Here is a 26,255-nt window from a genome sequence, read left to right as displayed (position 1 = left end):
AGGTTAATAAAAAGAAGTTCATAGATGGGTTCCTGAATATAAAAAAGTAGGCTGGAATTACCAGCCTACCAAATGTCCATTACTAAAACACGAGAGGTTTTCAGCCTACCAAATGTCCATTACGCCGAAAAGGATTAAATGTACCTTCCTGAGTGTCTTGAATATCGGTAATACCTTTCATATCAACAACGGCCTTACATGCTTCCTTTATAGTCTTGAAATAAAGCATGGCACTGGCCTTAAAAGGATAATCGTATTCGGTCCGCATAGTTACTTCGGATAGAAATGCGAGTGTACCCTCCGAACCAACCATTAAATGAGTGATAATATCGTATGGATCATTGAAACGGACAAAAGGCAGAATGTTCAGACCGGTTACATTTTTAATGGCATATTTATATTTAATGCGATCACACAGCTTCTTGTTTGCCCTGATTTTATCTCGAATGGCTATTAACTGTGGAATGAAACTTGGATGATTAGTTTCAAGTCTTTTTCTGCTGTTGACATCTGCTGTATTCAACATAGATCCGTCAGCAAAGACCAACTTGGCAGAAAGCAACATTTTATCACTGTTCCCTTTTGTCCCACAACTCATGCCGGAAGCATTATTTATGACAATACCACCTACCATTGCACTTTTGATTGATGCTGGGTCGGGAGCGAATTTTCTTCCAAAAGGAGCAAGAATCTCATTAACTTTCTCTCCGATAATGCCCGGCTGCAAAGAAACAGACAGACGATCTTCTGCTATATGATACTCTTCCCAATGTTTTCCGGCGATTATTAAAATAGAGTCACTGATTGCCTGACCGGAAAGACTTGTCCCTGCCGCGCGGAATGTGACGGGCAATTTGTATTTATTGGCTAAAGATAGCAGTTGGGAAACTTCTTCTTCATTTGCTGATCGGATAATGATTTGTGGAATCATCCGATAGAAGCCTGCGTCTGTTCCCCAAGCCAAACGACGTAGTTCGTCGGTATAGATACGATTTTGCGGTATAAGTAGTTTCGCTTCCCGAAGGAATTCGATATATTGGTTGTTTATCATAATAAATAAGCTATTAGTAGTTGTGGATCGTTTAGAACCATTTTATTTTACGGAAAATAATAAATGCCAATATGCCCAATGCAATAGAAAAACAGACGATAATAACAAAAGCGTATGGTACTTTATCGATGCCGACTTCTACATTCATGCCATAAAAACTGGCTATTAATGTAGGAAGCATCAGTGTAATGGAAATACTCGTCATACGTTTCATGATAGTATTTACATTATTGGAAATGATGGAAGCAAAAGCATCCATCGTACCTGTCAGAATATCACTATATATATTAACAGTATTGTAGGCCTGCTTCAATTCTATTTGCACATCTTCTGTCAAATCTTTATTCTGATAATTTTTTGATTGGAACAAACTTTCAAGCCGACCAATCAGAACTTCATTCCCTCGGATAGAAGTATTAAAGTAAACCAACGCTTTCTGTAAGTTGCGAAGTTGTAAGAGGTCTTCATTGCGGATGCTTTTCTCCAGTTCGTTCTCAGCAGCGTTTACCTTATTGTTTATTTGTTTTAAGTATTTCTGGAACCAGACAGTAGAAGAAAACAATAGTCGGAGAATCAATTCAAAACGATTGGTGATAAAGATACTTTTTCGTTGGGTGTGTAGAATAAAATCGTTAATCATCTCTGTTTGCTTATAGCATACGGTAACTATATTCTTATCGTTGCAGAGGATGCCTAAAGGAATGGTAGAATAGGGATGATTATCGTCATCTTGACGGAATGGAACACGAATGATAGTTAACATCCATTCTCCTTCGCTATCTGTACGCGAGCGTTCATCCGGATCGGCAATATCTTCAAGAAAGTCTTCCGGAACATGTAAATCCTCAACCATGAACTTGAAATCGTCGTCGTTAGGAATCTCTACGTCAACCCAACAGCCTTCTTTCCATTGGTTAATTTCCCTATAACCTGTCTCTTCGCAGTTAAGAAACTTTCTCATTCTATCGTTTTTACTTTGGACAAAAGTAACAAAACCTTTTGAAAGTTTGGATGAAATGAAAAGTTTTCTTAGTGCTAATCTATATATTGTGCAATATAGAATAATCTGGTGTTTTTAAGTCCCATGCATAAAAGTAGCGGTTAAGTTTGAGTTACTTATGGCATGATTTTCTGATTTTCATTTAGGTTGAACATAACAGGTATAATATTGCCTTAGAACTTTAATTTACGTTAAAAGACAAACGAAAGCGACACATTTTTACGAATTAGGAAAGAATTTACGAATTGAGAAGTCTTTTTTTACGATTTGAGAAAGATGTTCGGGTGTTTTGGTTGTAAATTCGTGCGAACTTGTATGGAAAAAGAAATAGAAACGAAATATAAAACAATTAAAGCATGAAAGAAATGGAAGAAAAGGAAGTTATTTACATTGCGCCCCGAGTGCAGGTTATTGACATAATGTTGGAAGGAAGTATCCTTTCCGGTAGTGAAACGGGTGGCGGATCGGTACCGGCTGATATGTCGGGTGAGGATTGGTAGTATCTTTATTCATTAATGATAAAAAAGTTTAGTTTTATGAAGAACATATTGACATACATCGGAATAGCATCCTTGATTCTGTTGACAGGGTGCGCCAATCATGAAGTGACGGAACAAGACTTGTCCGGAAAAACGTCCGAGCGGACGCTGACTCTTACGGCATCTATGCCGACAGAAAGCAATACGCGTGTTACCATGACGGAGAATGACGAGGGAAACTTATTTCTTGCATGGAAAGCTGGGGATAAGATCAGCCTTTGTTTTGTGAGTGGAAGTACGGTGAAGACGGTGAGCGATGTTCCCATTACCAATATTCGCGAAGAAGGCAAGACAGCCGACTTCACTTTCGCCATCCCGGAAGGCATCACTACACCGTTCAGCCTGTATGGTATTTACGGTGCCGGATTCAAGGCGGATAACAGTAGCGTGGTGGAGCTCCGTTACAATGAAGCTGACGAATTTACTCTCGACTATGCCTCGGTCCGCAGTGCTATGCGTTTTGCGCTTTCGGACATCACGGACGTTTCGTCCTTGCCATCGGCTTCTTTCGAGTTGCTCGGTTCTATGATGAAAGTCAGTATCCGGAATACATCTGAAACGGATACCGATGTATTCAGTTTCTTGATTATCGGTGGAAAATACGATTATGAATGGACTTACGGTTCACAGAGTGAGTATGCGGAGTACGATTTGGTATCAAGCTCTTATGTAACTGACAATGCAGAATCCGTGCTTGGCTTTATGCCTCATGATGGTAAGACGATAAAAGCAGGAACAGAGGAGATATTCTATCGTTGCTTTGTTCCTACCGAGACACCCGATTCGGAGAAGACTTTCACCATCATGTTTAATCACAATGATGGGACAGCCATGTGCGAGCTCCCATATAAGGAATTTGTCAAAGGGAAATATTACCGTTTGAATCTGATATGGGATGGCACGAATTTGAAAAGATGTGCGATGCCTTCGGCAAGCGACTTGATAGCGTATTGGCCTATGGACGGCAATGTCAACGATGTATCGGGCAATAAGCATCATGGTACTATTGTTGGAGGTGTAACCCTGACTGAAGACCATAAAGGCAATGCCGGTAGTGCTTATCTGTTCAATGGAACGGACGGATATATTGATGTGGGCGATTGGGAAAACGGTGGTGCCATGTCGTTTGCTTTCTGGGTAAGAATAGATGAATATAGGAATTATTCAAGATTACTTGATTTTGGAGGTCCGGATGCTTTTGATGTTTATGTATGTTTAGATAAAGGCTCAAAAGTTGAAGTCTTTAATGGAAGCAGTGGAACAGAAACATATTCTTTTGCCGATGTATTTTCCGGTATAGGTTTATGGGATTATTTGTGTATATCCTTTGGGAGTGATGGGATATTGAAGTTCTACAAAAACGGATTATTATTAGGTGAATGTACTGGTATTTCTAAACCTATAAAGAAAATAAGAGAAGAGCAATATTTCGGAAAAAGTACGTATTCAGGTTCAGACCCGCTACTTAAAGGGGCATTGGATGACGTGCGTATGTATAATCGTGCATTGACTGCTGAGGAAGTGTTGGCGTTGTATCTTTCAACTTTATAAGTCGTTAAACTTACGTATTATTTGATTGACATTCGGCAGACATTTTCTGTTGTATAAAATTAAGGCTGAACTTCATTATAGAGTTCAGCCTTAATAATTATATGTAGGTAGAATCTATTTCAGTTTCTCATAACCGTAAACAGATGTGTTACCAAGCTCTTCTTCAATACGAATCAACTGGTTGTATTTAGCCATGCGATCGGTACGGCTCATTGAACCTGTTTTAATCTGACCTGAGTTGGTAGCAACTGCAATATCGGCAATGGTAGTGTCTTCTGTTTCACCTGAACGATGTGAAGTAACAGTCGTATATCCGTGACGATGAGCCATCTCGATAGCATCCAAAGTCTCAGTCAAAGAACCAATCTGGTTAACTTTAATCAGGATAGAGTTAGCAGCACCCATCTTGATGCCTTTCTCCAAGAATTTAACGTTAGTTACGAACAAGTCGTCACCAACGAGCTGGCATTTGTCACCGATAGCCTTAGTCAGTTTGACCCAACCTTCCCAGTCGTTCTCATCCAAGCCATCCTCGATAGAGTCGATAGGATATTTATTAACAAGAGACTCCAAATATTTAATCTGTTCGTCGTCGCTCAACTTCTCACCCTTTGGATCTTTTGGCATACCATTGCTCAACTGTTTATAGTTGTAGTAATATTTACCATCTTCAACAACGCTAAACTCGGAAGCGGCGCAGTCCATAGCGATGCGAACATCTTTACCCGGCTTATAACCGGCAGCTTCAATAGCATCAACGATACTCTGAAGAGCATCTTCAATACCATCCAACTTAGGAGCAAAACCGCCTTCGTCACCAACAGCTGTACTTAATCCACGATTCTTCAACAGTTTTTGCAAAGCATGGAAAACTTCAGCACCCATGCGGATAGCTTCCTTTTCAGAAGTAGCGCCAACCGGACGAATCATGAATTCCTGGAATACAATAGGAGCATCGGAGTGAGCACCACCGTTAATGATGTTCATCATAGGAACAGGCATAACGAATGAGTTGCAACCACCGATATAACGATATAATGGAAGATTCAATGCGTTAGCCGCAGCCTTTGCGCAAGCTAAAGAAACACCTAAGATAGCATTAGCACCTAATTTGCTTTTTGTAGCAGTTCCGTCCAATGCCAACATTTTGTGATCAAGCGCACGCTGATCGAACACACAATCGCCCTTCAAAGCCGGAGCGATAACTTTATTTACATTCTCAACAGCTTTTAAAACGCCCTTTCCACCGTAACGTTTCTTGTCACCATCACGAAGTTCGAGTGCTTCGTTTTCGCCGGTAGACGCTCCTGATGGGACAGCTGCACGGCCTAAAACTCCATTTTCTAATCTAACATCAACCTCTACAGTTGGGTTACCACGAGAGTCAATAATCTCGCGAGCTACAATTTTTTCAATTTTCATATCGATTTTCTTTAATGATGTATTTGATAGTCTTCAACTTAAAAATAGTTCGAACTGTTCAGCACTAACCGAATGCAAATTTCGCTTTTTTTTCGGACATAACATAGCATTTAATCGGTTTTTTTACATTCTTATGTTAATCATGTAAAAAAGAAAAGTTATAAAGTCTGTTTATAACATACGAAAGTTATACGGATGAGTCACAAAACTGATGCGGATGAATCGATCAACTCATCCGCATGAATTGCCCAACTCGTCCGCATGAATCGCCTGGCTCATGCGTATCACCTTACGCGTCCATCCTTTTCGCTTATGATCTTTTCCTATTGAACCATCGTCTTTTAAAAAGCAGATTTGCTGTTTAGAACTGATCTGTCATGCTGTAAGCGGGTGTTGCAGATACGAGTTGTCTGTCTAAGAATTGGACGGATGTGTATAAAATTTAGACATCCTCTTTATGATGGCATAGCTATTACAATACTGATAATGAGTTATTTAATTGGTTTGGCACGGCGATTGCCTAAAAATAAACGAAGCGTTTCGTGTAATAAAAGAGCATTTTAAAATGTCTAATATACAGAAACGGAACAACTATATGATTATTAACAATTAAAAATAAGATTATTATGTTACTATCAATTTTTGCAGCAGCAGTAATGGCATTCAATTTGAATACCGCAGATGTTAAGTTCTATCACAATATGGAACAGGAAAGTGATCGTGTGTCAACTACAACAGTTTACGAGAAAACGGGCAATTTATTGAAGAATAAAGTGAAAACTAAATGTACGTATGATGAGGCCCATCGCTTGATCAGTAAGGAGACTCTGCGTTGGAATGCAGCGAGTCAGAAATGGGAATACAGTTACAGATATGAATTTTCTTATTCCGATAAAGGGTATACCATACTATATGCTCTATGGAATAAGAAAACCGAGCAATATGTTCCGGTACAAAAGACAGAATGTGAAAATTCTATTATAGATAATGCTCTTACGGTAACCACCTATCGATGGAATAATCAATCGAATAATTATGAAGCAGTGGGAGCTCCGACGCAGATGCGTCAGGATTATTCCCTTTACGCAGGAATAAAATAATAGATAGGATGCGACATCACTCTTTTAAAGTTTAATTTATCCATTTTTGAATTTGAAGGAACATTCGGGAGAATGTTCCTTTTTTTATTAAAAATCATTATATCTTTTGATAACCTAATAAATAAATTCCTATCTTTACGTGCAATTAAAATTAACAAATGTGTTTAACTAAAAAATAAATCATAGAGATGAGAAAGATGATTTTATTGGGTATGGCTGCCATGGCAGTAGCTTATACCGTCAATGCTCAGGAGAAAAAGTATCCGGAGCAAGAGCCGATGAGACCGGGTATGTCGGAGTATTGGACTCCGCAGCCGAAGATTGTAACCCCAGGTGATGCCGCAACGAATAGTGCTCCATCGGATGCCATTGTATTATTTGATGGAAAAGATCTTTCACAGTGGGAAAACGCAAAAGGTGGTGAACCAACATGGAAAGTTCATGATGGTGTAGTGACTGTTGTTAAAAGCAGAGAGTCGGGTGATATTCAGACAAAACAGAAGTTCGGCAGTTATCAACTTCATTTAGAGTGGTGTGTTCCAACAGATATTACAGGAACCAGTCAGGCTCGTGGTAACAGTGGTGTCTTTATGCAGGGCTTGTACGAAGTTCAGGTGCTCGATACCTATAATAATGAAACTTATGTAAATGGTGCAACCGGTTCTATTTACAAACAAACTCCTCCGTTGGTTAATGCTATGCGTAAACCGGGTGAATGGAATGTATACGATATTATCTATACCGCTCCTGTTTTCAAAGCAGATGGCACTTACTTGTATCGTCCACGTGTAACCGTTATTCAGAACGGTGTGGTTTTGCAGAATAATACAGAGATTCTTGGTACAACAGAGTACATTGGTTTCCCGAAAGTACAGAAGCATGGTGATGGTCCTATCATCTTGCAGATGCATGGTGACCCAAGTCAGCCTATCAGTTTCCGAAATATCTGGATTCGTCCGATGTAAAAATATGATGACATGGTAAGAGGATGAGCGTATGCCCATCCTCTTTTTTATTTCTTTTTCATAATCATTTTTGTGTTCGGGTATTTCTCTTTATCGTATACGAAGAAAGAGTCGTCGTAAGTTGATTTTTTGATGTTTGCTAAGTCGAGTGTTACCCAAAAGATGCTCCATTTCATTTTCACCCGAACCGGTTGATTAGTCAATTTATGGATGAGTACCATAGCCCGTTTGATGTCTACTTTGGCATTCTTCTTGGCTTCGAGTGTAATCCAATAACCTTCTTTACTATCTTTCAGTGTAAAATTATATTTTGTCCGAACTTGTTGCAGATAAGAACCGATGTCTTTGTCGTTCCCATATTCGCTTGGCATATTCAGTCTTAGTTTTCTTGAAGAACGGTTGAGCGACCAATGATTCTTTTCGTCGTACCACTCAATGGTACGTTTCGACTCGCGGTGGAATTTGTTCCCTTTCAGTACCATCCACCCTTCTTTAACAAACAGTCGGGTAAATTGAGCATGATATTCCAGATAAATGCCTGCTGAATCTTGCATCATATCAACGGCTTTGAACATGATTTCACGTGCTCTGGTTTCGTCTTGGGCACGTCCTGAATAGCTGATAAGCAGCAAAAAGGATAATATAAGATATAATCGTTTTTTCATTTTGAACATAAAAAAGAGGTTCGCTCATAGAACAAACCTCTGTGCTCTTCTTCTTGGACTTGAACCAAGGACCCTCTGATTAACAGTCAGATGCTCTAACCAACTGAGCTAAAGAAGAATTTGCATCTGTAATGCTGTGCTCTTCTTCTTGGACTTGAACCAAGGACCCTCTGATTAACAGTCAGATGCTCTAACCAACTGAGCTAAAGAAGAATTTGCATCTGTAATGCTGTGCTCTTCTTCTTGGACTTGAACCAAGGACCCTCTGATTAACAGTCAGATGCTCTAACCAACTGAGCTAAAGAAGAATATTGTTTCTCACAAATGCGGGGCAAAGATAATAGGTATTTTCGAAATAAAAAAATATCTTTGCAAAAAAATAATTAGATGGATAAAATAATTGGTATGGGGAACGCTTTGGTCGATGTTTTAGTGACGTTGCCCAATGATTCATTACTTAAACAAATGAATTTACCAAAAGGAAGCATGCAACTCATAGACGATGATAGATATATTCAAATTAAGTCGGTATTCGACACGATGCATACCGAGCGTTCGACGGGAGGGTCTGCCGGAAATACGGTGAAGGCTTTAGCTGCCCTGAATGTTCAGCCGGGATTTATCGGGAAGATAGGTCCGGATGCAATGGGCGACTTTTTCCGTGAGGATGGTATTCGTAGGGGTATTGATATGAAGCTGTTGAAGAGCAAGACTTATTCCGGAGTGGCATCGACTTTCATCACACCCGACGGGGAGCGTACTTTTGCTACGCATCTGGGTGCTGCGCATACCATGCATGCAGAGGATTTATATGCGGATTTGTTTCGTGGCTATACTTATTTATATATAGAAGGCTACTTGGTTCAAGACCATGATTTGATTCTTCGTGCCATGCAATTGGCAAAAGATGAGGGACTTCAAGTTTGTCTTGATATGGCCAGCTATAATATTGTGGCAGAGAATATTGATTTCTTTGAATTTCTTATTTGCCGATATGTTGATGTTGTGTTTGCTAACGAAGAAGAGGCAAAGGCTCTTACCGGTAAAGAGGTGGAAGATGCGTTGGATGAGATTTCTTCTCAGTGCAGTATTGTTATTGTTAAGTTAGGCGCAAAGGGGTCTGTCATAAAGAAAGGTACAGAGGTGGTACAAATTCATACTTCTCAGGAGCAGCATGTAGTGGATACGACGGGAGCCGGAGATTTTTATGCTGCCGGATTCCTTTATGGACTAATAAACGGATATTCGTTGAATAAATGCGGAATGATAGGAACGGTGCTTGCTTCAGCTGTTATAAAGAGTGTCGGCACTACGCTCCCAAAGCAGCAATGGGATGAAATAAAGTTAAATATAGAAGAGTTGGTGCAAGGGTAAAGAGAATAAATTGTTACTTTGCACTCTTATAATATTGGAATAACATGAAATGGAATATTAAGAAAACGGTTTTTGTAGCGTGTATCGGATTAGTCTGCATCGGAATTGTTGGCTTTAAGGCGGCTGATAACCGTAGCTTTCAGATAATTAAGAATCTGGATATCTTTAATGCAGTCTATAAAGAACTTGATATGTTTTATGTGGATAGTATCGATCCCGGTAAAGTTATTCAGGATGGCATTGAAGGAATGCTTTCGCAGACAGACCCTTATACGGAATATTATCCGGAGGATGATAATACCATTAAAGAAATGACTACCGGAAAGTTCGGTGGTATCGGATCGTATATCCAGTATTATAAGGCCAAAGATAGAATTATTATTTCCGGCCCGGCAGAGGATTCGCCTGCTGCGCGAGCAGGACTTCGTATTGGTGATATTATTCTTGCGGTTGACGGCAAAGATATGATACGTGGTAAAGATACACCGCAAGTGTTTTCCAATAAAGTGAGCAAGAACCTTCGTGGGGAACCCGGAACGGTTGCCTTGATAAAAATAGAACGTCCTACTCTGGATGGAAAGGGTGAAATAAAAGAAGTAAAGATTACACGGGAGACAATTAAGACGATTCCGGTTCCATATTATGCTATGGTAACAGATAGCATAGGTTATATCAATATGTCTACCTTTGCTGTCGAGAATTGCTCGAAAGATTTGAAGAAAGCATTGATTGGGCTGAAAGAGAAAGGAGCGCAATCGTTTGTCATCGATTTACGCAATAACGGCGGAGGCCTGCTGAATGAAGCCGTTAACTGTGTCAATTTCTTTGTTCCTAAGAATCAGGAAATAGTGAATACCAAGGGCAAGACAAAAGCTGCCATGATGACTTATAAAACAGAGAATGAACCGATGGACTTAGATGTACCTCTGGCTGTATTGGTAAATGGGGAGACTGCTTCGGCATCGGAGATTTTTTCTGGCTCGTTGCAAGATTTGGATAGAGCAGTCATTGTAGGTAACCGGACATTTGGCAAGGGATTGGTTCAAACAGTCCGTCCGTTGCCCTATAATAGTAGTATGAAAGTTACCACTTCTAAGTATTATATTCCAAGCGGACGTTGTATTCAGGCAATCGATTATTCTAATCGGAATGCTGACGGAACTATTGCCCGGGTTCCTGATAGTCTGACAAATGTGTTTCATACGGTTGCCGGACGAGAGGTTCGTGATGGAGGAGGAATCCGCCCTGATATTGAAGTCAAAGGGGAAGAATTGCCTAATATTATTTTTTATCTGTTGAATGATTATGTCATTTTTGACTATGCTACTCGTTATGTATTGCAGCATCCTATACCGGCTCCGCTGGAAGATTTCCAGATTACGGATGTCGATTATGCCGATTTCAAGCAATTTGTGAAAGGTCGTAAGTTCTCATACGATCGTCAGAGTGAGGCCGCTTTGAAGAAACTGAAGGACATTGCTAAGTTTGAAGGCTATGCCGATGACGCAAAAGATGAATTTGCTGCTTTGGAGAAGAAACTGACTCATAATCTTGACCGCGACTTGGATTACTTTAAGAAAGATATTAAAGGTGCCATAGCCTCAGAGGTGGTGAAACGTTATTATTTTACTAAAGGTACTATTGTGGAACAGCTTAAAGACGATCCGGATTTAAAAAAGGCCATATCAATTCTCAGAGACAAAGAGCAATACAATTATATTCTACGGAAGAAGTAGTCGACTGATACAGCTGAGTTGTTCAATTCATCAGAAGATTTTTTTGTTTCACTTAGGTGATTCACTTGTTTCACATAAGTGATACACTTGTTTCACATGAGTGATACACTTGTTTCACATAAGTGAAACGAATGATTCTTCCTCGTTACTTTTTATTTTCTCTTTATGCCAAATTTAATTAATCAAACGAAACGAAGAAGATACGGTATAACTATATCGTGTGATCTTTTTTCTCAATATGATCTTTCTTTTTACATCAGCGGAAGACCTATCGTTTGTTCTTTGTAATACTTTTCTTCATGAGGTTTTTAAAAGGAAAAAGAAATATTTTTCTTAAAAAAGAGAGGAAAAGATTTGAAAATGTAAAAAAAGATTGTTTAATTTGTAATTGAAATGATAAAGGGAAGTTGAAAAACTTATAAGAAAACTTCCTTATTTAATGCTTTTTTGAAAGCGATTTGGCAAGTTTAGTATTGAAAGAGTTAGTAAATGATAGTGTTTTGGTTGGGAGAACTGAGGCAACTATTTTATACATATCCTCTATAATAAACATATTTTGATTAAAATCTCTTTTTTTAAGGAATGCCTCGTCTGTGAAGATGGGGTATTTTTATTTCTTTAGGTCGTTAGTGAAAGTATTGAAAGAGGCGTGTAATCCGGTAGGTTTGACTATGAGTCTTTCATGAATTAAGGGATTATAGAAGTCAGTGGGTACTTGTTTCCTTTTACGTCTGAGAGAAAAGCCTTTGCAGAACCAAAGCTCAAATACAAATCCAATCGAACCGGCAGGTGATTTTTGTCATCTGTTACATAGAAAGTGATTACTTCATGCTCTTTCTTTTTCTTGTCGTACTCCACCAAAGAAAATTTTAGACAGCGATATTTTACACCATTTTCGGCTACAAAATCTTTGTTCCCTCGATAAATCAACGTTTGTTCTTCAATGCTTTTGCCGGTTGCCATAGGGAAAAGAATTTTATCGCCTACCTTATAATTGGATGCGTCGTATGAACGGGCTTGGAGAAGGATACTGAGCATATCGAACACGCATTCATCTCGATTCTCATTAAAATAATGGGTTGGTTTATCCGGCCGACGACGTTCCTGTCGGACATTACATTTGTTATTTCTATATGAAAACCAGACTTCATCAATGGTATAGCGTTTACCTTCTTCTGCGCATTTTTTGAAATATAGTGGTTGTAGTCGTTCGGATGTAATGCAAGAAAGGGTATCGCGCATTTTGAAATAATGGTCTATGGTTTTATTTGTGTAAGAGTGCAGGCTGGTTATTAGTGCCGGTACTCCCTGATATATGGTATTCTTAACACTCATATTGGCGTATCCTGCGTTAATCCAGATAAATTTCCAGTTGAATTTCAGTTTATATGTGAGTTCCTCACCTGCTTGTATGGCATTGTTTGTTGTGGCACACTGTGCATTAACCGAGAGCGCCATTCCTATCAGCATGACGAGTAAAAGAATTTTTTTCATCATTTGTTTCTTTTCTTTAGGCGTTCAGCATTTCTACTTTTAACTTTCCTTTCCTGATCAGGCTTTTGCTTGGTTATTTCTTGCAACTTCTGTTGGTAGAGAGGAGTTGCCTTTATATCCCAATTTTCTTCAAAATCAAAGTTGGCTTTCATTTCCCATGACTTTGGGAAGTAATACATCTCTTCCGGTTGCAGATGCTTGTCGTAATCGCCTGTATCCCAAATACCGTTTCCATTCCGGTCGATAAACATACGCAAATAATATTTTGTATCGGCTTTCAGATAATAGAAGTCCGCGGTTCCATCTACGCTAACCGGTTGCTCTCGAAGAATAGTCCCGCTGTTATCCATTAACTGTACTACGCCACCACCTTTCATCCCGGGGAAGTTAAGCAGCAGGGTACCGTATTCTTCAAGCTTCTGGGTCTTCATTTCCATGTTCTTTATTGCTTTTGACGATAGACCGTATAGTCCGATGAAAGCCATGGAGTCTACTTTCAGCTGGTATTCTTTATCCGGTTCCCATTGAGCTGCGACAAAATAGGAGCGTGGAGTGATGGTGTCGGCCATAAATACATAAGATAGATCAGTCCAAGTAGAATCTTTCTTTATCTGAAGATGTATAGCGTTTGTATCAATCTTAGCAACAGGCTCTTTGAACGTAAAAGTAATATTTTTATCAAGGTCGAGTGTAGAAGGAGCTTCCACTTTCATCTCCAGATATTTCTTTTCTTCTTCTACTTTTTCTCCTTTTTTCTCTTTCTTTTTACGTTCTTTCTCCTTCTTTTCGTTTTGTTGTTTTTGCAATTTCTCCCGTTGTGCCCTTGTCAGCTTATTGGCTATGTAAAGGGTGTCGGTCATAGGAATTAATTTGTTTAAAGTGTCAGTGCCCAGATAGTCCATTTTTATGGCAAGGGTATCCATATTATACACCGTTGAGTCTTTTATCCAATAGCAAATAGAGTCGTTACGGTTAGTACTCTCTATAATAAACGCGTTGTTGGCATTAAAATTTAAACCGGTCAGCTTAGGCAAGGTATCAGCTTTCGTTCCAAACACAATGGTAAAATGATTTTCTTTGTCTCGTGTATAGTTTTTCAGATACTGCCTGTCATTCTCTGCTTTAAATGCACGGAGCACTATATTATCAGGGTAGAAATGAGTATAATCGACGGTTTTGATTGTATCGATAGTAAGTGTATCTACCCATACAGTATCTTGTCGGGTATCCGGTTTCATGCTGGGAGTAATGATAGAATCGCTGAATGCTATTTGTTCTGTTTTGGAATCATACAGATAATTTTGATTACCATCCATTAACGCAAAGATATGATAATTGCCGGGAGCGACTCCTCTGATAGAAAAATGTCCACGACTATCTGTTCGTGAGATACGATTAAATGGTAACTTCGTGAAAGCGGAATCGTTTAGGTTGGCATGCAAACCTACAGAGATATTCTTGATAGGCTCAAGGTCTTCGGCATTCAATACATAGCCGGATACTTCCATCGTATCTATTTGGTTACCGGTAGAGAAAGTAAAAGCAAAATTACCCAACGGATTGCTTTCGTTATTATCAACAATAGCATCAGAGAAGTCGATGGTGTATGTTGTATTTGCTTTCAGAGAGTCGACAAGATCAACTTGAATTCGTCGTCCATTTGCTTTAATTTCAGGCTGTTCAAGTTGGGGAGGAGAGATGACAACTTTTTCAGATGCTTTCTCAATATTAACCAATTCATCAAAAAAGATACTGATTCTCTGACTTTTATTATTCACTGCATTTTGCTGTGGCGTACTGGAAAGAAATCGTGGAGGTGTCTCATCATACGGTCCGCCATCAGGACGGCCCGGACTGGCACAGGCAATTGCAAGTGTTATGACCAGGAATATGAGCGGATAATAAAGCTTATTGAATTTCATGAATTAATAATTCTTCTTAAGGATTTCTTCTATATATTCGCGACTGTTGCTCAGGCGTGGAATTTTATGTTGCCCACCTAATTTATTCTTTGATTTCAGCCAATCATTGAATAAGTTGGTTCGTGCAACAATAATCTCAAGGGGTTGTAGTGTAATGTCTTTATGACGTTTAGCTTCGTAATCGGAATTAATCTCCTGAAGAGCTTTGTCAAGCACTTCAGCGAAATGCTTAACAGAGTCCGGCATCCGGGTAAATTCTATCAACCATTGATGGCGGCACTTAGCGTTGGCATCCATAAAAACCGGAGCAGCAGTGTATTCTGAAACCTGAGCGCCGGTTTCAGTACAGGCTTTTGCTAATCCTTGTTCTGCATTATCTACCATCAACTCTTCTCCAAATGCATTGATATAATGTTTCGTACGGCCGGAAATGATAAACTTGTAAGGGGCTTTACTTGTAAACTTAATGGTGTCGCCAATAATGTAACGCCAGAGTCCGCATGTTGTACTTATTACCATTGCGTAGTTTTTATTCAGCTCTACTCCGGAAAGAGGGACAATTGTCGGGTGTTCATTGCCAAATTCGTCCATTGGAATAAATTCATAGAATATGCCATAGTCAATCATCAGCAGCATAGCCGAGTCAGTGTATTCGTTTTGTAAGCCGAAGAATCCTTCACTTGCGTTATAAGTTTCCAGATAATGCATTTTATCGCTACGGATCAATTGTTTATATTGTTCCCTATATGGTGTAAAAGCAACTCCACCATGGAAGAATATCTCCAGATTTGGCCAAACATCTGCCAAGTTATCTGTTCCTTTTAATTCCACGATACGTTTTAATACGGCAAGCATCCACGATGGAACACCTGATAGGTTCGTTACATTTTCATTCATTGACAGACGGGCTATCTTTTCACGTTTTTCTTCAAAGTCACTTAGCAAAGCAATTTCCTTTTGTGGCGTGCGGACAAAATTAACCAACGGGTTGATGTTTTCAATCAATATGGCAGACAAGTCTCCCACCAAACTGTTCTGTACGTTATAGTTAGGTGTATGACTTCCTCCAAGGATTAATCCTTTTCCTGAGAACATTCTGCTTTTAGGATTCAATCCTAAATAGAGAGCTACCGCGTCTTTTCCTCCGGCATAATGAATATCGTGAAGCCCTTCTTTGCTGACAGGGATGAATTTGCTTTTATCATTAGTTGTACCCGAAGACTTGGCATACCAGATCACTTCACCGGGCCAAAGCACATCTTTTTCACCGTGACGCATTCGGTCGATATAGCCTTTTGCTTCTTCGTATGTTTGAATAGGTACTTTTTGAAAATCATTATAGGTTTGTATATGTTTGTAGTCGTATCTTTTCCCCCACTCGGTATTCACGGTCTTTTGAATCAAATGTTTGAGCACCTTGTTCTGCAAGGCTTCGGCTTGAGAAGAGTACTTTTCTATTTCTTTTAACCGATGAGAAAAATATGGACTAACTAACTGAGTTATATTCATTTTATCACAGATAACTTCTATACGCCTTGCAAATGTAGTTCTTTTTAAATAAATACTCTTCATAAATTCTTTTTTTTATAGTTTTCTACAATACTTTAAATTTTTACTATCTTTAGTGCCGCATAAGAAACAGATAAGGATATGAAAATAGGAATACTTACATCAGGAGGCGATTGTCCAGGTTTGAATGCTATTATAAGAGGTGTTTGTAAGCCGGCAATCCAACATTACGGAATGGAAGTCTGGGGGATTCAAAGCGGGTTCCGAGGATTGGTTGATGATAACGTTGTTCCTTTAGAAGAAAAGGTTCTTTCCGGATTACTGAATTCCGCGGGAACCGTGTTAGGGACATCGCGCGATATGCCTTTTAAAAGAAGAAGGTTTTCTGCTTCGTCGGAGGATAAGCCTTCAATGATGATGAAGACAATTAAAAAGCATGGATTCGATTGTATCGTATGTATAGGAGGAAACGGAACACAAGACACTGCATACCAATTGTCTAAGTTGGGTGTCAATGTGGTGACCATACCCAAGACTATTGATAATGACGTGGAGGGTACGGATGTTTGCTATGGTTTCGATTCTGCTGTGTCGATAGCTACCGACGCAATAGACAGGCTTCATTCAACAGCCAGTGCTCATCAGCGAGTAATGGTCATTGAGGTGATGGGACATAATGCCGGTTGGATAGCGCTTTATTCGGGTATGGCTGGAGGAGGAGATATTATTTTGATTCCGGAATTGGGGTACAATATTCATAATGTAGGCAGTAAAATTATTGAACGATTGAAGCAAGGAAAGCCTTACTCGATTGTGGTGGTTGCCGAAGGTATCAAGACGATGGAAAATAAAAAGGCAGCCCAGTTTATAGCCGAGGAAATAGAATACGAAACAGGCTTTGAAACACGTGAAACTGTTCTCGGATATATTCAGCGGGGTGGAATACCGACAGCATACGATCGTAATTTGGCAACTCGAATGGGTGGCTTTGCCGCACAGTTGATTGAAGGTAAACAGTATGGACAGATGGTTTCTCTGAACGGTTCAACAATTATGCCTGTTCCTTTGGAAAAGATTGCAGGGAAAGCTCGTTTAGTGAATGGGGATAATGACTTGATTATTCAGGGGAAACGAATGGGGATCTGTTTCGGTTAATACAAGATATAATAAAACATATTTGTTGTTCAAATGATTATTCAATGTTATGCGGATGTATTGGGAAAGTGATACGTATGAGTCGATCAACTCATCCGCATCAATTGACTAACTTATACGTGTCACTTTTATAACTCATCAAAATGGTTTCATAAAGTGATGTCCGTCCCTTTGGAAGTCGATCAATCGAACCGGAAAAACAGATAATGCTTCACTTTGAAATAATCACAAGATTAACAAATAATTACGCTATTATAGGAGTTCACATGCTCATATCTTATTTTTTATTTAAATTTAATAATGCAGAGCTATCATTATCTAAGTAAAGGAATGTATTATCTTGTGTCCGTAATATAGAAGCAGGACATTTTTCGGAAATTTCTTCATTTAAAGTTCTATAAATGGCATCAGCTTTAGTTTTATAAGGCACAATGCAATACATATATTCCCCTTGAAGCAGGGTTGGAATTGTTAAAGTAAGGGCTTGAGTAGGAACATCCTCAATACGATTAAAGCATTTATCATCAACTTGTTGTTTACGGCAAATATTATCTAAAGTCACAAGCTTTACCACTTTTTTATCATTGAACTTAGCTACATGAGGATCATTAAAAGCAATATGCCCATTCTCCCCGATACCTAAACAAACGATATGAGGTGGGTATTTCTTTAGTAGTTCTGCATATCTTTTACATTCTGCATTTATGGTTTTATTGCCATCCAAATAAAATACATTTTTCAATGGAACAGAGCTAAAAAGAGCGTTCTCCAAAAAGTTTCCAAAACGTTGAGGAGCATCGGGCGGAAGTCCAATATATTCATCCATATGAAAAGCATTTATTCTTCCCCATTCTATTTCATCATGTTCAATGAGCCTTTTTAAAAACTCAGTTTGGGAAGGTGCCGCGGCAAAAATCATGTTGATTGTTTCATTTACTTTCAATAGCTCAACAATTTTACTCGCTACATCAGCAGCAGCCTTTTCTGCCATTTCTAATGTAGAATTAAATAATTCGACTTTTAATTTGTCTTTTTTAAATGTAATCATTGTGTGTTATCTTAATTTTTAGAATAAATCATTTTACCCTTGACAAAGGTTTTTTGAATATCTATGTTTTTGTCAAAAATAATAATATCCGCGTCTTTACCTACGGTCAGAGATCCTTTTTTGTTATCTATACCAAGTATCCTACTTGGATTATAGGACATCATCTGAACAGCTTTATGAACTGATAATCCTGCTAATTTTATCATTGTCCGCACTAATAAATCGGATGTGGCCACACTGCCGGCAAAAGCTGAACGATCAAGTAATTTCGCTACTCCGTCTTCTTTTATCACTTTTTGCCCATTAGTTAAACTTCCGATATTATATATTCCGTCAGGCATACCTGCAGCTCGCATAGAATCAGTACATAAAGCGATTAAATTATGAGGTTTGAATTTGCATACATATTGCAATAATGCCTGAGGGACATGTATACCGTCCGCGATTATTTCAACGCTCATGTCATCAATCATGTATGCGGCTTCAAGGACTCCCACGTATCGATACGCGTTTCTTCGAGTAATGGTTGACATACAGGAATACAAGTGAGTTATATGATTATAACCATGCTCGTGAGCCTTAACAACTTCATCATATAAAGCGTCACTGTGCCCTATGGACGCGAGGATTCCTTTGGATTTTAATACTTCTCCTAATTCTAAAGCGCCTTTTAATTCCGGGGCTATACTCCAACGAATGATATTATTTGATCTTCTTAATATCTCATTATATTCTTCCGGTTCCGGATTTCGTAAGTATTTTGGGTCTTGAGCTCCTCTTTGGTTATAAGAAAAATAAGGTCCTTCCAAATGCAGACCAAGAAAATCTGCTCCTTTTATATTTTCTTTTTTTGCTTGTTCATAAATATCAAAAGTTTTTATTAATTCTTCCATTGTACTGGTTAATGTCGTTGGGACTAAACTTGTCGTCCCATGTTCCGCATGTTTATGAGCAATCCCTAAATAAGCTTCAATAGTGTTATCCATGAAATCATAACCACCTGCTCCATGTGTGTGCATATCAATAAAGCCGGGGGAAATATAATCTTGATCTGCATCATAAATTACATCAAATGGATTTTGACCGGTATAACGTCCTTTTCCAATTTGAGTGATTATACCATCTTCAAAAACAACATAGCCATTTTCTTCTATTTCTCCCGGAAGGATTAATATCCCATTTTTGATAATAGATTTCATTATAAACCGACAATTTATTCTTTTTACTGTTTACAAAGATAATAAACGGTCTCGCCAATTAAGTAATATAATGCGAATGAGAGATGTCAATTGACGTCAAAAGAAACAAAGTTTTCAAGAACTTTCTTTGATTATAATAAGCTTAATTTTTCTTATAAAGCTTTCTATATTCTACAGGAGACATAGATTTATATTTTCGGAAAATTCGAGAAATGTTCTTATAATCATCAAAGCCGGATTTAATAGCAGCGTCAGGTAAATACAAATCTGTAGTTAAAAGCAATTTTGTAAAATGACTAATCCGAACATTTAGAATATATTGATAGATAGATGTTCCTGTTAACATTTTAAATCTTTTTTCCAAAACTCTTCGAGAAAGAGGAACAAGAGCAACTAAATCGGGAACTGTTATTTTATTGCTAAAATTATCATTGATGTAGTTCATTATTTTCTTTATATGTAAATCGGAAACAGCATATTTGTTTGTAGAAGCTCTGTTCTCTATATATAAAGGTTTTATAACTATATCAGGAATCTCATCAATTTCTTTCTTTAGATATTGATTCAATAACTTTGCGGCTCGGTAACCTCCATTTTCTATATCCAAAGAAATAGATGATAATGGGGGGGTAGATAAATTGCATAACAATGTATCATTGTCTACACCAAGGATCGCGATTTCATCAGGAACTTCAATACCAAAAACATTACAAGTCTCTGTAATTTGTTGCGCATAATAATCATCACAAGCAAACAATGCAATTGGTTTTGGTAAAGACTGAAGCCACTTTGCTATAATTTCTGTATTATAAAGCCATTCTGTTGTATCATGATTATTGTTTTCAAGAAAATGGCAAACATAACCTTGTTTCTCGATTCTTTCCTTATAACCTAATCCCCTTTCTCTGGACCATATAACATTTCGGTATCCGTAGAATGCAAAATTCTGATACCCTCGTTCTAAAAAAAATTCTGCAGCCATCAATCCTGTTCCATAATAATCACCCGTAAGATTGGTAATTATACCACTCCTTTCTCGATAATTCTGAACGATAATAGGTATTTTTAATTTTTCCAATAAATCAACTTTTACATCCCGAAGCTGAGCAATAATTGCGTCAGCATGCCATTTCTTCGCAAAATCAATAACTCCGGATTCACCTTTTATCATCAAATAGTAAAGAGGCATCCTAAGGAATGCCCATGGTCCGACTTCTCGGGAATATCTGATCATTCCTTCAAGCATTAGCCGACTATAGTTACTCGAAAAATCAGTTAAGACAAGTACTTTTAACATAAAAACTCTTTTTCTCTTTTCGAAAGATAGTATTATTTTTTGGATATATAAAGATCATCTGTAAATAAAAAATCTCATAAGATATAAGAATTTGTAACTTTGATTACATTTTTTTATTGCCAGGCTGTTATCTATGGGTTGAAGAACTCTTTTTATAATAGGATAACTTTGAAGAAATAAATTTAGTACATGCTTAAACCGGTCAATGATACACATTCTTTTATGCTACTTTTACCTTAAATTATGTAACGTTTATTTAGGATGAATCAAGGATATGTCAGCGAATAATTCTCTAAATTCTGGAACTTTAATCCATTCTTGATTCTTTATATCTTTTCATTCCGTAAGTGAATACGACCATAAAGCAAATAAGTGGAAGAACATAGGATACGTTTACTGCGGGATGACCGAGAATGGTGTGCTGATCAATGATCATCCCCTGCAAAGGAGGCATGATGGCACCACCTACGATAGCCTCAACCAAGAAAGCGGCACCCAGACTGGCATCCTGATTGTCAACATGTTCTAAAGCAATGCCATAGATGGTTGGAAACATTAATGACATGAAAGCACTGATTCCAATCAGACAATATAACCCACCCATACCGACAATGCCGATTGCTCCGATAGTACATAATCCTGCACAGGCAGCAAAGATAGCCAATAACTTACGGGTATTGACATATTTCATCAGTGCCGTAGCTATAAATCTACCACAAAGGAAGAGACACATTGCGATGATATTGTATGTCTGTGCGGTAGCCTTATTGATACCAAGATTATCTGCATATTGGATGATAAATGTCCATACCATAATCTGTGCTGCTACATAGAACATCTGGGTAATGACTCCTTCGCGATATGCGTGATTATTCCATAGATTCTTTAATGTTTGCTTTGTACTATTAGTTTGTTCCGGTTGAATGTCTGTCTTAGGAACCCTTGTAAGAGCGATAATAATGAACATCATCAGTACTACACAGCCAATAGCTACATATGGATTTCGAATAATGCTCAGATCATGAACACGAATTCCGATTTTCTCTGTTGCGTCTAATGTTGGGAAAATAATATTTCCCATAGCATCACGCTTATCAGAAATCAGTTGTGGGAGTACCACAAAAGAAGCGACGCTCATGCCAACCAAAGATCCCATAGGATTGAAAGATTGAGACAAATTCAGACGACGGGTAGCTGTTTTCTTTGCACCTAAAGAAAGGATAAATGGATTAGCTGTAGTCTCCAAAAAAGCCAGACCGAAAGTCAACACATAAAGAGAAATGCAAAAGAATGAGAACTGTTGATATTGTGCGGCAGGGATGAACAGAAAGGCTCCGATTGCATAAAGAGCCAATCCCAGCAGGATACCGCTCTTATAACTATATTTGCGGATAAAGAGCGCAGCAGGAATAGCCATGGTAGCGTAACCGCCATAAAATGCAAACTGAACGAGCGAAGCTTTAGCCGCGGAGATTTCCATCACTGTTTGGAAAGCAGCGACCATAGGGTTGGTAATATCATTAGCAAATCCCCAGAGAGCAAACAATGTGGTGATGAGAATGAAAATAAGGAGATATTTCTTCTCTATAAGTTTGGTTTTATCCATTGTGTAAATTATTTCATGGTAAAGAAATAAAGGGACGAACGTAAATGATTCGTCCCTTTGTGGTATGTTTCTACAGGTTATTTATAAATTGGTCCGTAGTTGGCACATGCACGATAATCCTGACCTTCCTTGTCCATGCCAAATGCGTTCCATGCAGCAGGGCGGAAGATATCGCTCTCTTTCACGTTATGTAGGCAAACAGGGATACGAAGCATGGAAGCTAATGTGATCATATCTGCGCCAATATGCCCGTAAGTGATGGCTCCGTGGTTAGCACCCCAGTTATTCATAACGGAGTATACATCTTTGAAAGCATCCTTTGCCGGATCCAGGCGTGGAGTAAACCATGTAGTTGGCCATGTAGGATCTGTACGTTTATCAAGAATTTGATGGATTTCGGGATCGATGTTGACTATCCAACCTTCAGCAATTTGAAGTACAGGGCCCAGTCCCTTGATGATATTGACACGCATCATGGTAGCAGGCATTTCACCTCTGGTAAGGAAATGTGAGCTGAAGCCACCACCACGGAAGTAGTCGCGGTCGGCCGGCATCCATGATGTAGCTTTAAGGCAACCTTTTACATCATCGTCGGTCATTTCCCAGAATTTCTTCATAACAGGATTGCCGTTAGCATCAGAGCTTTGACCTGTGCCATCCAGTGTGGTAGCACCTGAGTTTATCAGATGGATAATCCCATTGGCAGCTATACCGGTCAGTTCTTTTCCTGTAACTCGCTTAACAGCTTTCGGACTCCAATAAGTACGCACATCGCTGAATATTTGTGCCTGATTTGTAATCAGGTGTGCGAGTAACATCGCTGTGCAGTTTAAAGAGTCGTTTTCTGTAGCAAACGGGTAAGCTTCGCGAAGACCATTCCAATCGAATGAAGTGTTCAGAATAGCTTCAGTAAAGTCACCATTTGGTTTCCAATCGGTCCATTGACGCTGACCTTGGAAGCCGGCAGCCAAAGCGTTGTGTCCCAAAGATTCTTCTTTGAATCCCATATCCAACAGTTTGGGGTTACCATGCATCAAATCCTTTACAATGAGTGTCATTTTAACGATGAAGTCCCAATCCGCTTCTTTCTGTTCACGGGTTTTGGTCTTCTCCGGACGGTTTTTATCCCATCCTTCGTTAGGCTTACAGTATTTTTCTACCCACGTCATGGCTTTTTTGTATTCGTCATGATCATAGATTCCCTCATCCATTCGGCGGAGTATCTCTACCTCATCAACGTTTTCGTTACGCATGCCTAAGTAAGTTTGAAAGAAATCGTTGTCGACCATTGAACCGGCGATGCCCATGGTCACGCTGCCTATTGACAGATAAGACTCGCCTCTCATTTCTGCTACTGCAACGGCAGCCTTGGCGAACCGGAGAATCTTCTCTGCCACATCAGTAGGGATGGTATTATCGTCTAAGTCCTGAACGTTGTGTCCGTAGATACCGTATGCAGGAAGACCTTTCTGTGCATAGGCAGCCAGAGCGCAAGCCAGATAAACAGCTCCCGGGCGTTCTGTCCCATTAAATCCCCATACGGCTTTTGGCCAGTACGGGTTCATGTCAATAGTTTCAGAACCGTAGCACCAACAAGAGGTAACGGTAATGGTTCCGCCTACACCGGCATGCTCAAATTTATCGGCACAGGCAGCACTTTCGGCAACACGACCGATAGTACCATCAGCTATGATACATTCTACAGGAGTACCATCTCTATAGTATAAATTCTTGGAAATTAAATTGGAAACGGCATGTGCCAATGCCATCGTCTTGTCTTCAAGGCTCTCACGTACTCCTCCCTGGCGACCGTCAATAGTGGGACGAATACCAATCTTTGGATGCTTCATATCTTTTTGATATTAATTGTTTTTCTTTTTGTTAGGCAAAGAAACTCAATTTAAGTCGGAAGAGCAATATAGAAATAGTGTTATACAACACAATTATAAGAAAATTTAAGTTAATATACGCCTTGTTTTTCTATTATATTCGTTTGCTTTTTCGTAACTTTGCAATTTCTTTGAAGGATATTACTTTAAATACAGATAAAATTATGGCTAAAAAAGCGCTTTTGATGATTCTTGATGGTTGGGGTCTTGGCGATCATAAGAAAGATGATGCTATTTGGTGTACACCAACTCCTTATTGGGACAGTTTATTAGCAGATTATCCACATTCTCAGTTGCTTGCTTGTGGTGAAAGCGTCGGTCTTCCTGACGGACAAATGGGAAACTCTGAGGTTGGCCACTTAAATATCGGCGCAGGCCGAATCGTTTATCAGGATTTGGTTAAGATTAACCGTGCGTGTGCCGACAACAGCATCATGAAGAATCCTGAAATCATTTCTGCTTACTCGTATGCTAAGGAACATGGTTGTGGACTGCATATCATGGGACTGACTTCAACCGGTGGCGTTCACTCTTCGCTGACACACCTCTTTAAGTTAGTTGACATAGCCGGAGAGTATGGCGTAGGTGAAAAGACATACGTTCACTGTTTTATGGATGGTCGTGATACCGATCCTAAGAGTGGTGTTACTTATATTGAGTCTCTCACAGATGTCTGTGAGAAGAATGGTGCTCATATCGCTTCTATTATCGGTCGTTTTTATGCTATGGATCGTGATAAGCGATGGAATCGCCTGAAGATTGCCTATGATCAATTGGTGGAAGGCAAGGGACGTGAGGAAGTTGATATGGTTCAAGCTGTGCGTGATTGTTATGCCCGCGATACCGAGGAGAATAAAGATACCGATGAGTTCATGGAACCGTTAGTTAATAAGAATGTTGATGGACGTATTAAACCGGGTGATGTGGTTATCTTCTTCAACTACCGTAACGACCGTGCAAAAGAAATCACTTCTGTTTTGACTCAGAAAGATATGCCGGAAGAGGGGATGCACGTTATTCCTGACTTGCAGTATTATTGCATGACTCCATACGATGCTTCGTTTCAGGGTGTGCATATCATCTTTAATAAGGAAGATGTTCAGAATACGTTGGCAGAGTATCTTTCCAATAACACTAAAAAGCAGTTGCATATTGCTGAAACAGAGAAGTATGCACATGTTACATTCTTCTTCAATGGTGGGCGCGAAGCTCCGTTCTCGGGAGAGGATCGTATTCTTGTTCCTTCTCCAAAGGTGGCTACTTATGATTTGAAGCCTGAGATGAGTGCCTACGAGGTAAAGGATAAGTTGGTAGATGCTATCAACTCTGCAAAATACGATTTTATTGTAGTCAATTATGCTAATGGCGATATGGTAGGTCATACGGGTGTTTATGAAGCTATTCAGAAAGCAGTTGTTGCTATCGATGCTTGTGTGAAAGATACTGTAGAGGCTGCCAAGGCTAATGATTACGAGGTTATCATTATCGCTGATCATGGTAATGCCGATCACGCTATCAATGAAGATGGTACTCCTAATACAGCCCACTCTCTGAATCCCGTTCCGTTTGTTTATGTCACGGCCAATAAGAACGTAAAGGTAGAGAGCGGAGTGCTTGCCGATGTTGCCCCTTCTATTCTTCATGTAATGGGAATGCCGCAACCGAAGGATATGACCGGGCATGATTTGATTTTGGATAAATAAGCTATTACTTGATATTTATTACTATTCCGG

At 39.1% G+C, this 26,255-nt stretch carries 19 protein-coding genes, 3 tRNA genes and 1 pseudogene; 8 read left to right on the top strand and 15 right to left on the bottom strand.

From position 1 onward, the window contains the following. Window positions 1–163 precede the first annotated feature (163 nt). Window positions 164–1,051 (bottom strand): annotated as a pseudogene (locus LO761_RS08450) (FAD-binding oxidoreductase); the annotation flags it as partial. 31 nt (window positions 1,052–1,082) lie between these two features. Then, window positions 1,083–2,012, bottom strand: coding sequence for a magnesium transporter CorA family protein (locus LO761_RS08445; protein WP_272817849.1), 930 nt, complete (start codon window positions 2,010–2,012; stop codon window positions 1,083–1,085). A gap of 395 nt (window positions 2,013–2,407) precedes the next feature. On the opposite strand from LO761_RS08445, the gene LO761_RS08440 reads away from it, so the two are divergent. Continuing rightward, window positions 2,408–2,551 (top strand): hypothetical protein, encoded by a 144-nt coding sequence (locus tag LO761_RS08440; RefSeq protein ID WP_272817848.1) that lies wholly within the window; start codon window positions 2,408–2,410, stop codon window positions 2,549–2,551. Window positions 2,552–2,587: 36 nt separating this feature from the next. Further along, the gene (locus LO761_RS08435; RefSeq protein ID WP_272817847.1) at window positions 2,588–4,141 is read left to right on the top strand and encodes a LamG domain-containing protein; all 1,554 of its coding nucleotides are present in this window, start codon (window positions 2,588–2,590) and stop codon (window positions 4,139–4,141) included. Window positions 4,142–4,255: 114 nt separating this feature from the next. Here LO761_RS08435 and eno read toward each other — a convergent pair whose 3' ends face one another. Next, entirely contained in the window at window positions 4,256–5,563 is a 1,308-nt protein-coding gene (gene eno / locus LO761_RS08430) for a phosphopyruvate hydratase (RefSeq protein WP_272817846.1), read from the bottom strand. A gap of 626 nt (window positions 5,564–6,189) precedes the next feature. Between eno and LO761_RS08425 the strand changes: the two genes are divergently transcribed. Beyond that, window positions 6,190–6,663, top strand: coding sequence for a DUF3836 domain-containing protein (locus LO761_RS08425; RefSeq protein WP_272817845.1), 474 nt, complete (start codon window positions 6,190–6,192; stop codon window positions 6,661–6,663). 197 nt (window positions 6,664–6,860) lie between these two features. Next, complete coding sequence (locus tag LO761_RS08420; RefSeq protein WP_407951554.1) at window positions 6,861–7,628, top strand: 3-keto-disaccharide hydrolase; 768 nt, start codon at window positions 6,861–6,863, stop codon at window positions 7,626–7,628. A gap of 47 nt (window positions 7,629–7,675) precedes the next feature. On the opposite strand, the gene LO761_RS08415 is transcribed toward LO761_RS08420, so the two are convergent. The 4 genes from LO761_RS08415 to LO761_RS08400 form a co-directional block, all read right to left on the bottom strand. Beyond that, a complete protein-coding gene (locus LO761_RS08415; protein WP_272817843.1) occupies window positions 7,676–8,293 on the bottom strand; it encodes a LolA-like putative outer membrane lipoprotein chaperone in 618 nt (205 codons plus the stop codon). A 44-nt stretch (window positions 8,294–8,337) separates the two neighbouring features. Then, a tRNA-Asn gene (locus LO761_RS08410) sits at window positions 8,338–8,411 on the bottom strand. 21 nt (window positions 8,412–8,432) lie between these two features. Further along, a tRNA-Asn gene (locus LO761_RS08405) sits at window positions 8,433–8,506 on the bottom strand. Window positions 8,507–8,527: 21 nt separating this feature from the next. Continuing rightward, window positions 8,528–8,601, bottom strand: a tRNA-Asn gene (locus tag LO761_RS08400). Window positions 8,602–8,680: 79 nt separating this feature from the next. On the opposite strand from LO761_RS08400, the gene LO761_RS08395 reads away from it, so the two are divergent. Continuing rightward, on the top strand, window positions 8,681–9,667 hold the full coding sequence (locus LO761_RS08395; RefSeq protein WP_272817842.1) for an adenosine kinase: 987 nt from the start codon (window positions 8,681–8,683) through the stop codon (window positions 9,665–9,667). Between the two features lie 44 nt (window positions 9,668–9,711). Then, on the top strand, window positions 9,712–11,403 hold the full coding sequence (locus LO761_RS08390; protein ID WP_272817841.1) for a S41 family peptidase: 1,692 nt from the start codon (window positions 9,712–9,714) through the stop codon (window positions 11,401–11,403). A gap of 687 nt (window positions 11,404–12,090) precedes the next feature. Here the strand turns inward: LO761_RS08390 and LO761_RS08385 are convergent. The 3 genes from LO761_RS08385 to LO761_RS08375 are packed head-to-tail and all read right to left on the bottom strand — an operon-like array spanning window position 12,091 to window position 16,328. Further along, window positions 12,091–12,897, bottom strand: a complete 807-nt coding sequence (locus LO761_RS08385; RefSeq protein WP_272817840.1) for a DUF3108 domain-containing protein — start codon at window positions 12,895–12,897, stop codon at window positions 12,091–12,093. After that, on the bottom strand, window positions 12,897–14,819 hold the full coding sequence (locus LO761_RS08380) for an Ig-like domain-containing protein (protein WP_272817839.1): 1,923 nt from the start codon (window positions 14,817–14,819) through the stop codon (window positions 12,897–12,899). Before LO761_RS08380 ends, LO761_RS08385 begins: the two co-directional genes overlap by 1 nt. Window positions 14,820–14,822: 3 nt before the next feature. Further along, window positions 14,823–16,328: a GH3 auxin-responsive promoter family protein gene (locus tag LO761_RS08375; protein ID WP_272817853.1), complete on the bottom strand. Its 1,506-nt coding sequence runs from the start codon at window positions 16,326–16,328 to the stop codon at window positions 14,823–14,825. 141 nt (window positions 16,329–16,469) lie between these two features. On the opposite strand from LO761_RS08375, the gene LO761_RS08370 reads away from it, so the two are divergent. Further along, entirely contained in the window at window positions 16,470–17,483 is a 1,014-nt protein-coding gene (locus LO761_RS08370; RefSeq protein ID WP_272817838.1) for an ATP-dependent 6-phosphofructokinase, read from the top strand. A gap of 277 nt (window positions 17,484–17,760) precedes the next feature. Here LO761_RS08370 and LO761_RS08365 read toward each other — a convergent pair whose 3' ends face one another. From LO761_RS08365 to fucI, 5 genes are all read right to left on the bottom strand, one after another. Continuing rightward, window positions 17,761–18,531, bottom strand: coding sequence for a glucosamine-6-phosphate deaminase (locus LO761_RS08365; protein ID WP_272817837.1), 771 nt, complete (start codon window positions 18,529–18,531; stop codon window positions 17,761–17,763). A gap of 11 nt (window positions 18,532–18,542) precedes the next feature. Then, window positions 18,543–19,733 carry an N-acetylglucosamine-6-phosphate deacetylase gene (gene nagA, locus LO761_RS08360; protein ID WP_272817852.1) on the bottom strand — a complete coding sequence of 397 codons (1,191 nt, stop codon included), beginning with the start codon at window positions 19,731–19,733 and terminating at the stop codon, window positions 18,543–18,545. A gap of 139 nt (window positions 19,734–19,872) precedes the next feature. After that, window positions 19,873–21,027: an AraC family transcriptional regulator gene (locus LO761_RS08355; RefSeq protein WP_272817836.1), complete on the bottom strand. Its 1,155-nt coding sequence runs from the start codon at window positions 21,025–21,027 to the stop codon at window positions 19,873–19,875. Between the two features lie 307 nt (window positions 21,028–21,334). Beyond that, window positions 21,335–22,633 carry an L-fucose:H+ symporter permease gene (fucP, locus tag LO761_RS08350; protein ID WP_272817835.1) on the bottom strand — a complete coding sequence of 433 codons (1,299 nt, stop codon included), beginning with the start codon at window positions 22,631–22,633 and terminating at the stop codon, window positions 21,335–21,337. A 77-nt stretch (window positions 22,634–22,710) separates the two neighbouring features. Continuing rightward, the gene (gene fucI / locus LO761_RS08345) at window positions 22,711–24,483 is read right to left on the bottom strand and encodes an L-fucose isomerase (RefSeq protein ID WP_272817834.1); all 1,773 of its coding nucleotides are present in this window, start codon (window positions 24,481–24,483) and stop codon (window positions 22,711–22,713) included. Window positions 24,484–24,686: 203 nt separating this feature from the next. Between fucI and gpmI the strand changes: the two genes are divergently transcribed. Further along, window positions 24,687–26,225, top strand: coding sequence for a 2,3-bisphosphoglycerate-independent phosphoglycerate mutase (gene gpmI / locus LO761_RS08340; RefSeq protein ID WP_272817833.1), 1,539 nt, complete (start codon window positions 24,687–24,689; stop codon window positions 26,223–26,225). The last annotated feature ends 30 nt before the right edge of the window (window positions 26,226–26,255 follow it).

The sequence above is a fragment of the Phocaeicola oris genome, from assembly GCF_021295095.1.
Taxonomy (GTDB): domain Bacteria; phylum Bacteroidota; class Bacteroidia; order Bacteroidales; family Bacteroidaceae; genus Phocaeicola; species Phocaeicola oris.
Note: the sequence above shows the minus strand (reverse complement) of the source record. Positions and strands in the feature narration are given on the sequence as shown.

What these genes read in the sequence shown, in the direction of transcription:
- LO761_RS08445 (WP_272817849.1), bottom strand. Translation starts at nt 2,012, where the DNA reads ATGAGAAAGTTTCTTAACTGCGAAGAGACAGGTTATAGGGAAATTAAC.
- LO761_RS08440 (WP_272817848.1), top strand. Translation starts at nt 2,408, where the DNA reads ATGAAAGAAATGGAAGAAAAGGAAGTTATTTACATTGCGCCCCGAGTG.
- LO761_RS08435 (WP_272817847.1), top strand. Translation starts at nt 2,588, where the DNA reads ATGAAGAACATATTGACATACATCGGAATAGCATCCTTGATTCTGTTG.
- eno (WP_272817846.1), bottom strand. Translation starts at nt 5,563, where the DNA reads ATGAAAATTGAAAAAATTGTAGCTCGCGAGATTATTGACTCTCGTGGT.
- LO761_RS08425 (WP_272817845.1), top strand. Translation starts at nt 6,190, where the DNA reads ATGTTACTATCAATTTTTGCAGCAGCAGTAATGGCATTCAATTTGAAT.
- LO761_RS08420 (WP_407951554.1), top strand. Translation starts at nt 6,861, where the DNA reads ATGATTTTATTGGGTATGGCTGCCATGGCAGTAGCTTATACCGTCAAT.
- LO761_RS08415 (WP_272817843.1), bottom strand. Translation starts at nt 8,293, where the DNA reads ATGAAAAAACGATTATATCTTATATTATCCTTTTTGCTGCTTATCAGC.
- LO761_RS08395 (WP_272817842.1), top strand. Translation starts at nt 8,681, where the DNA reads ATGGATAAAATAATTGGTATGGGGAACGCTTTGGTCGATGTTTTAGTG.
- LO761_RS08390 (WP_272817841.1), top strand. Translation starts at nt 9,712, where the DNA reads ATGAAATGGAATATTAAGAAAACGGTTTTTGTAGCGTGTATCGGATTA.
- LO761_RS08385 (WP_272817840.1), bottom strand. Translation starts at nt 12,897, where the DNA reads ATGAAAAAAATTCTTTTACTCGTCATGCTGATAGGAATGGCGCTCTCG.
- LO761_RS08380 (WP_272817839.1), bottom strand. Translation starts at nt 14,819, where the DNA reads ATGAAATTCAATAAGCTTTATTATCCGCTCATATTCCTGGTCATAACA.
- LO761_RS08375 (WP_272817853.1), bottom strand. Translation starts at nt 16,328, where the DNA reads ATGAATATAACTCAGTTAGTTAGTCCATATTTTTCTCATCGGTTAAAA.
- LO761_RS08370 (WP_272817838.1), top strand. Translation starts at nt 16,470, where the DNA reads ATGAAAATAGGAATACTTACATCAGGAGGCGATTGTCCAGGTTTGAAT.
- LO761_RS08365 (WP_272817837.1), bottom strand. Translation starts at nt 18,531, where the DNA reads ATGATTACATTTAAAAAAGACAAATTAAAAGTCGAATTATTTAATTCT.
- LO761_RS08355 (WP_272817836.1), bottom strand. Translation starts at nt 21,027, where the DNA reads ATGTTAAAAGTACTTGTCTTAACTGATTTTTCGAGTAACTATAGTCGG.
- fucP (WP_272817835.1), bottom strand. Translation starts at nt 22,633, where the DNA reads ATGGATAAAACCAAACTTATAGAGAAGAAATATCTCCTTATTTTCATT.
- fucI (WP_272817834.1), bottom strand. Translation starts at nt 24,483, where the DNA reads ATGAAGCATCCAAAGATTGGTATTCGTCCCACTATTGACGGTCGCCAG.
- gpmI (WP_272817833.1), top strand. Translation starts at nt 24,687, where the DNA reads ATGGCTAAAAAAGCGCTTTTGATGATTCTTGATGGTTGGGGTCTTGGC.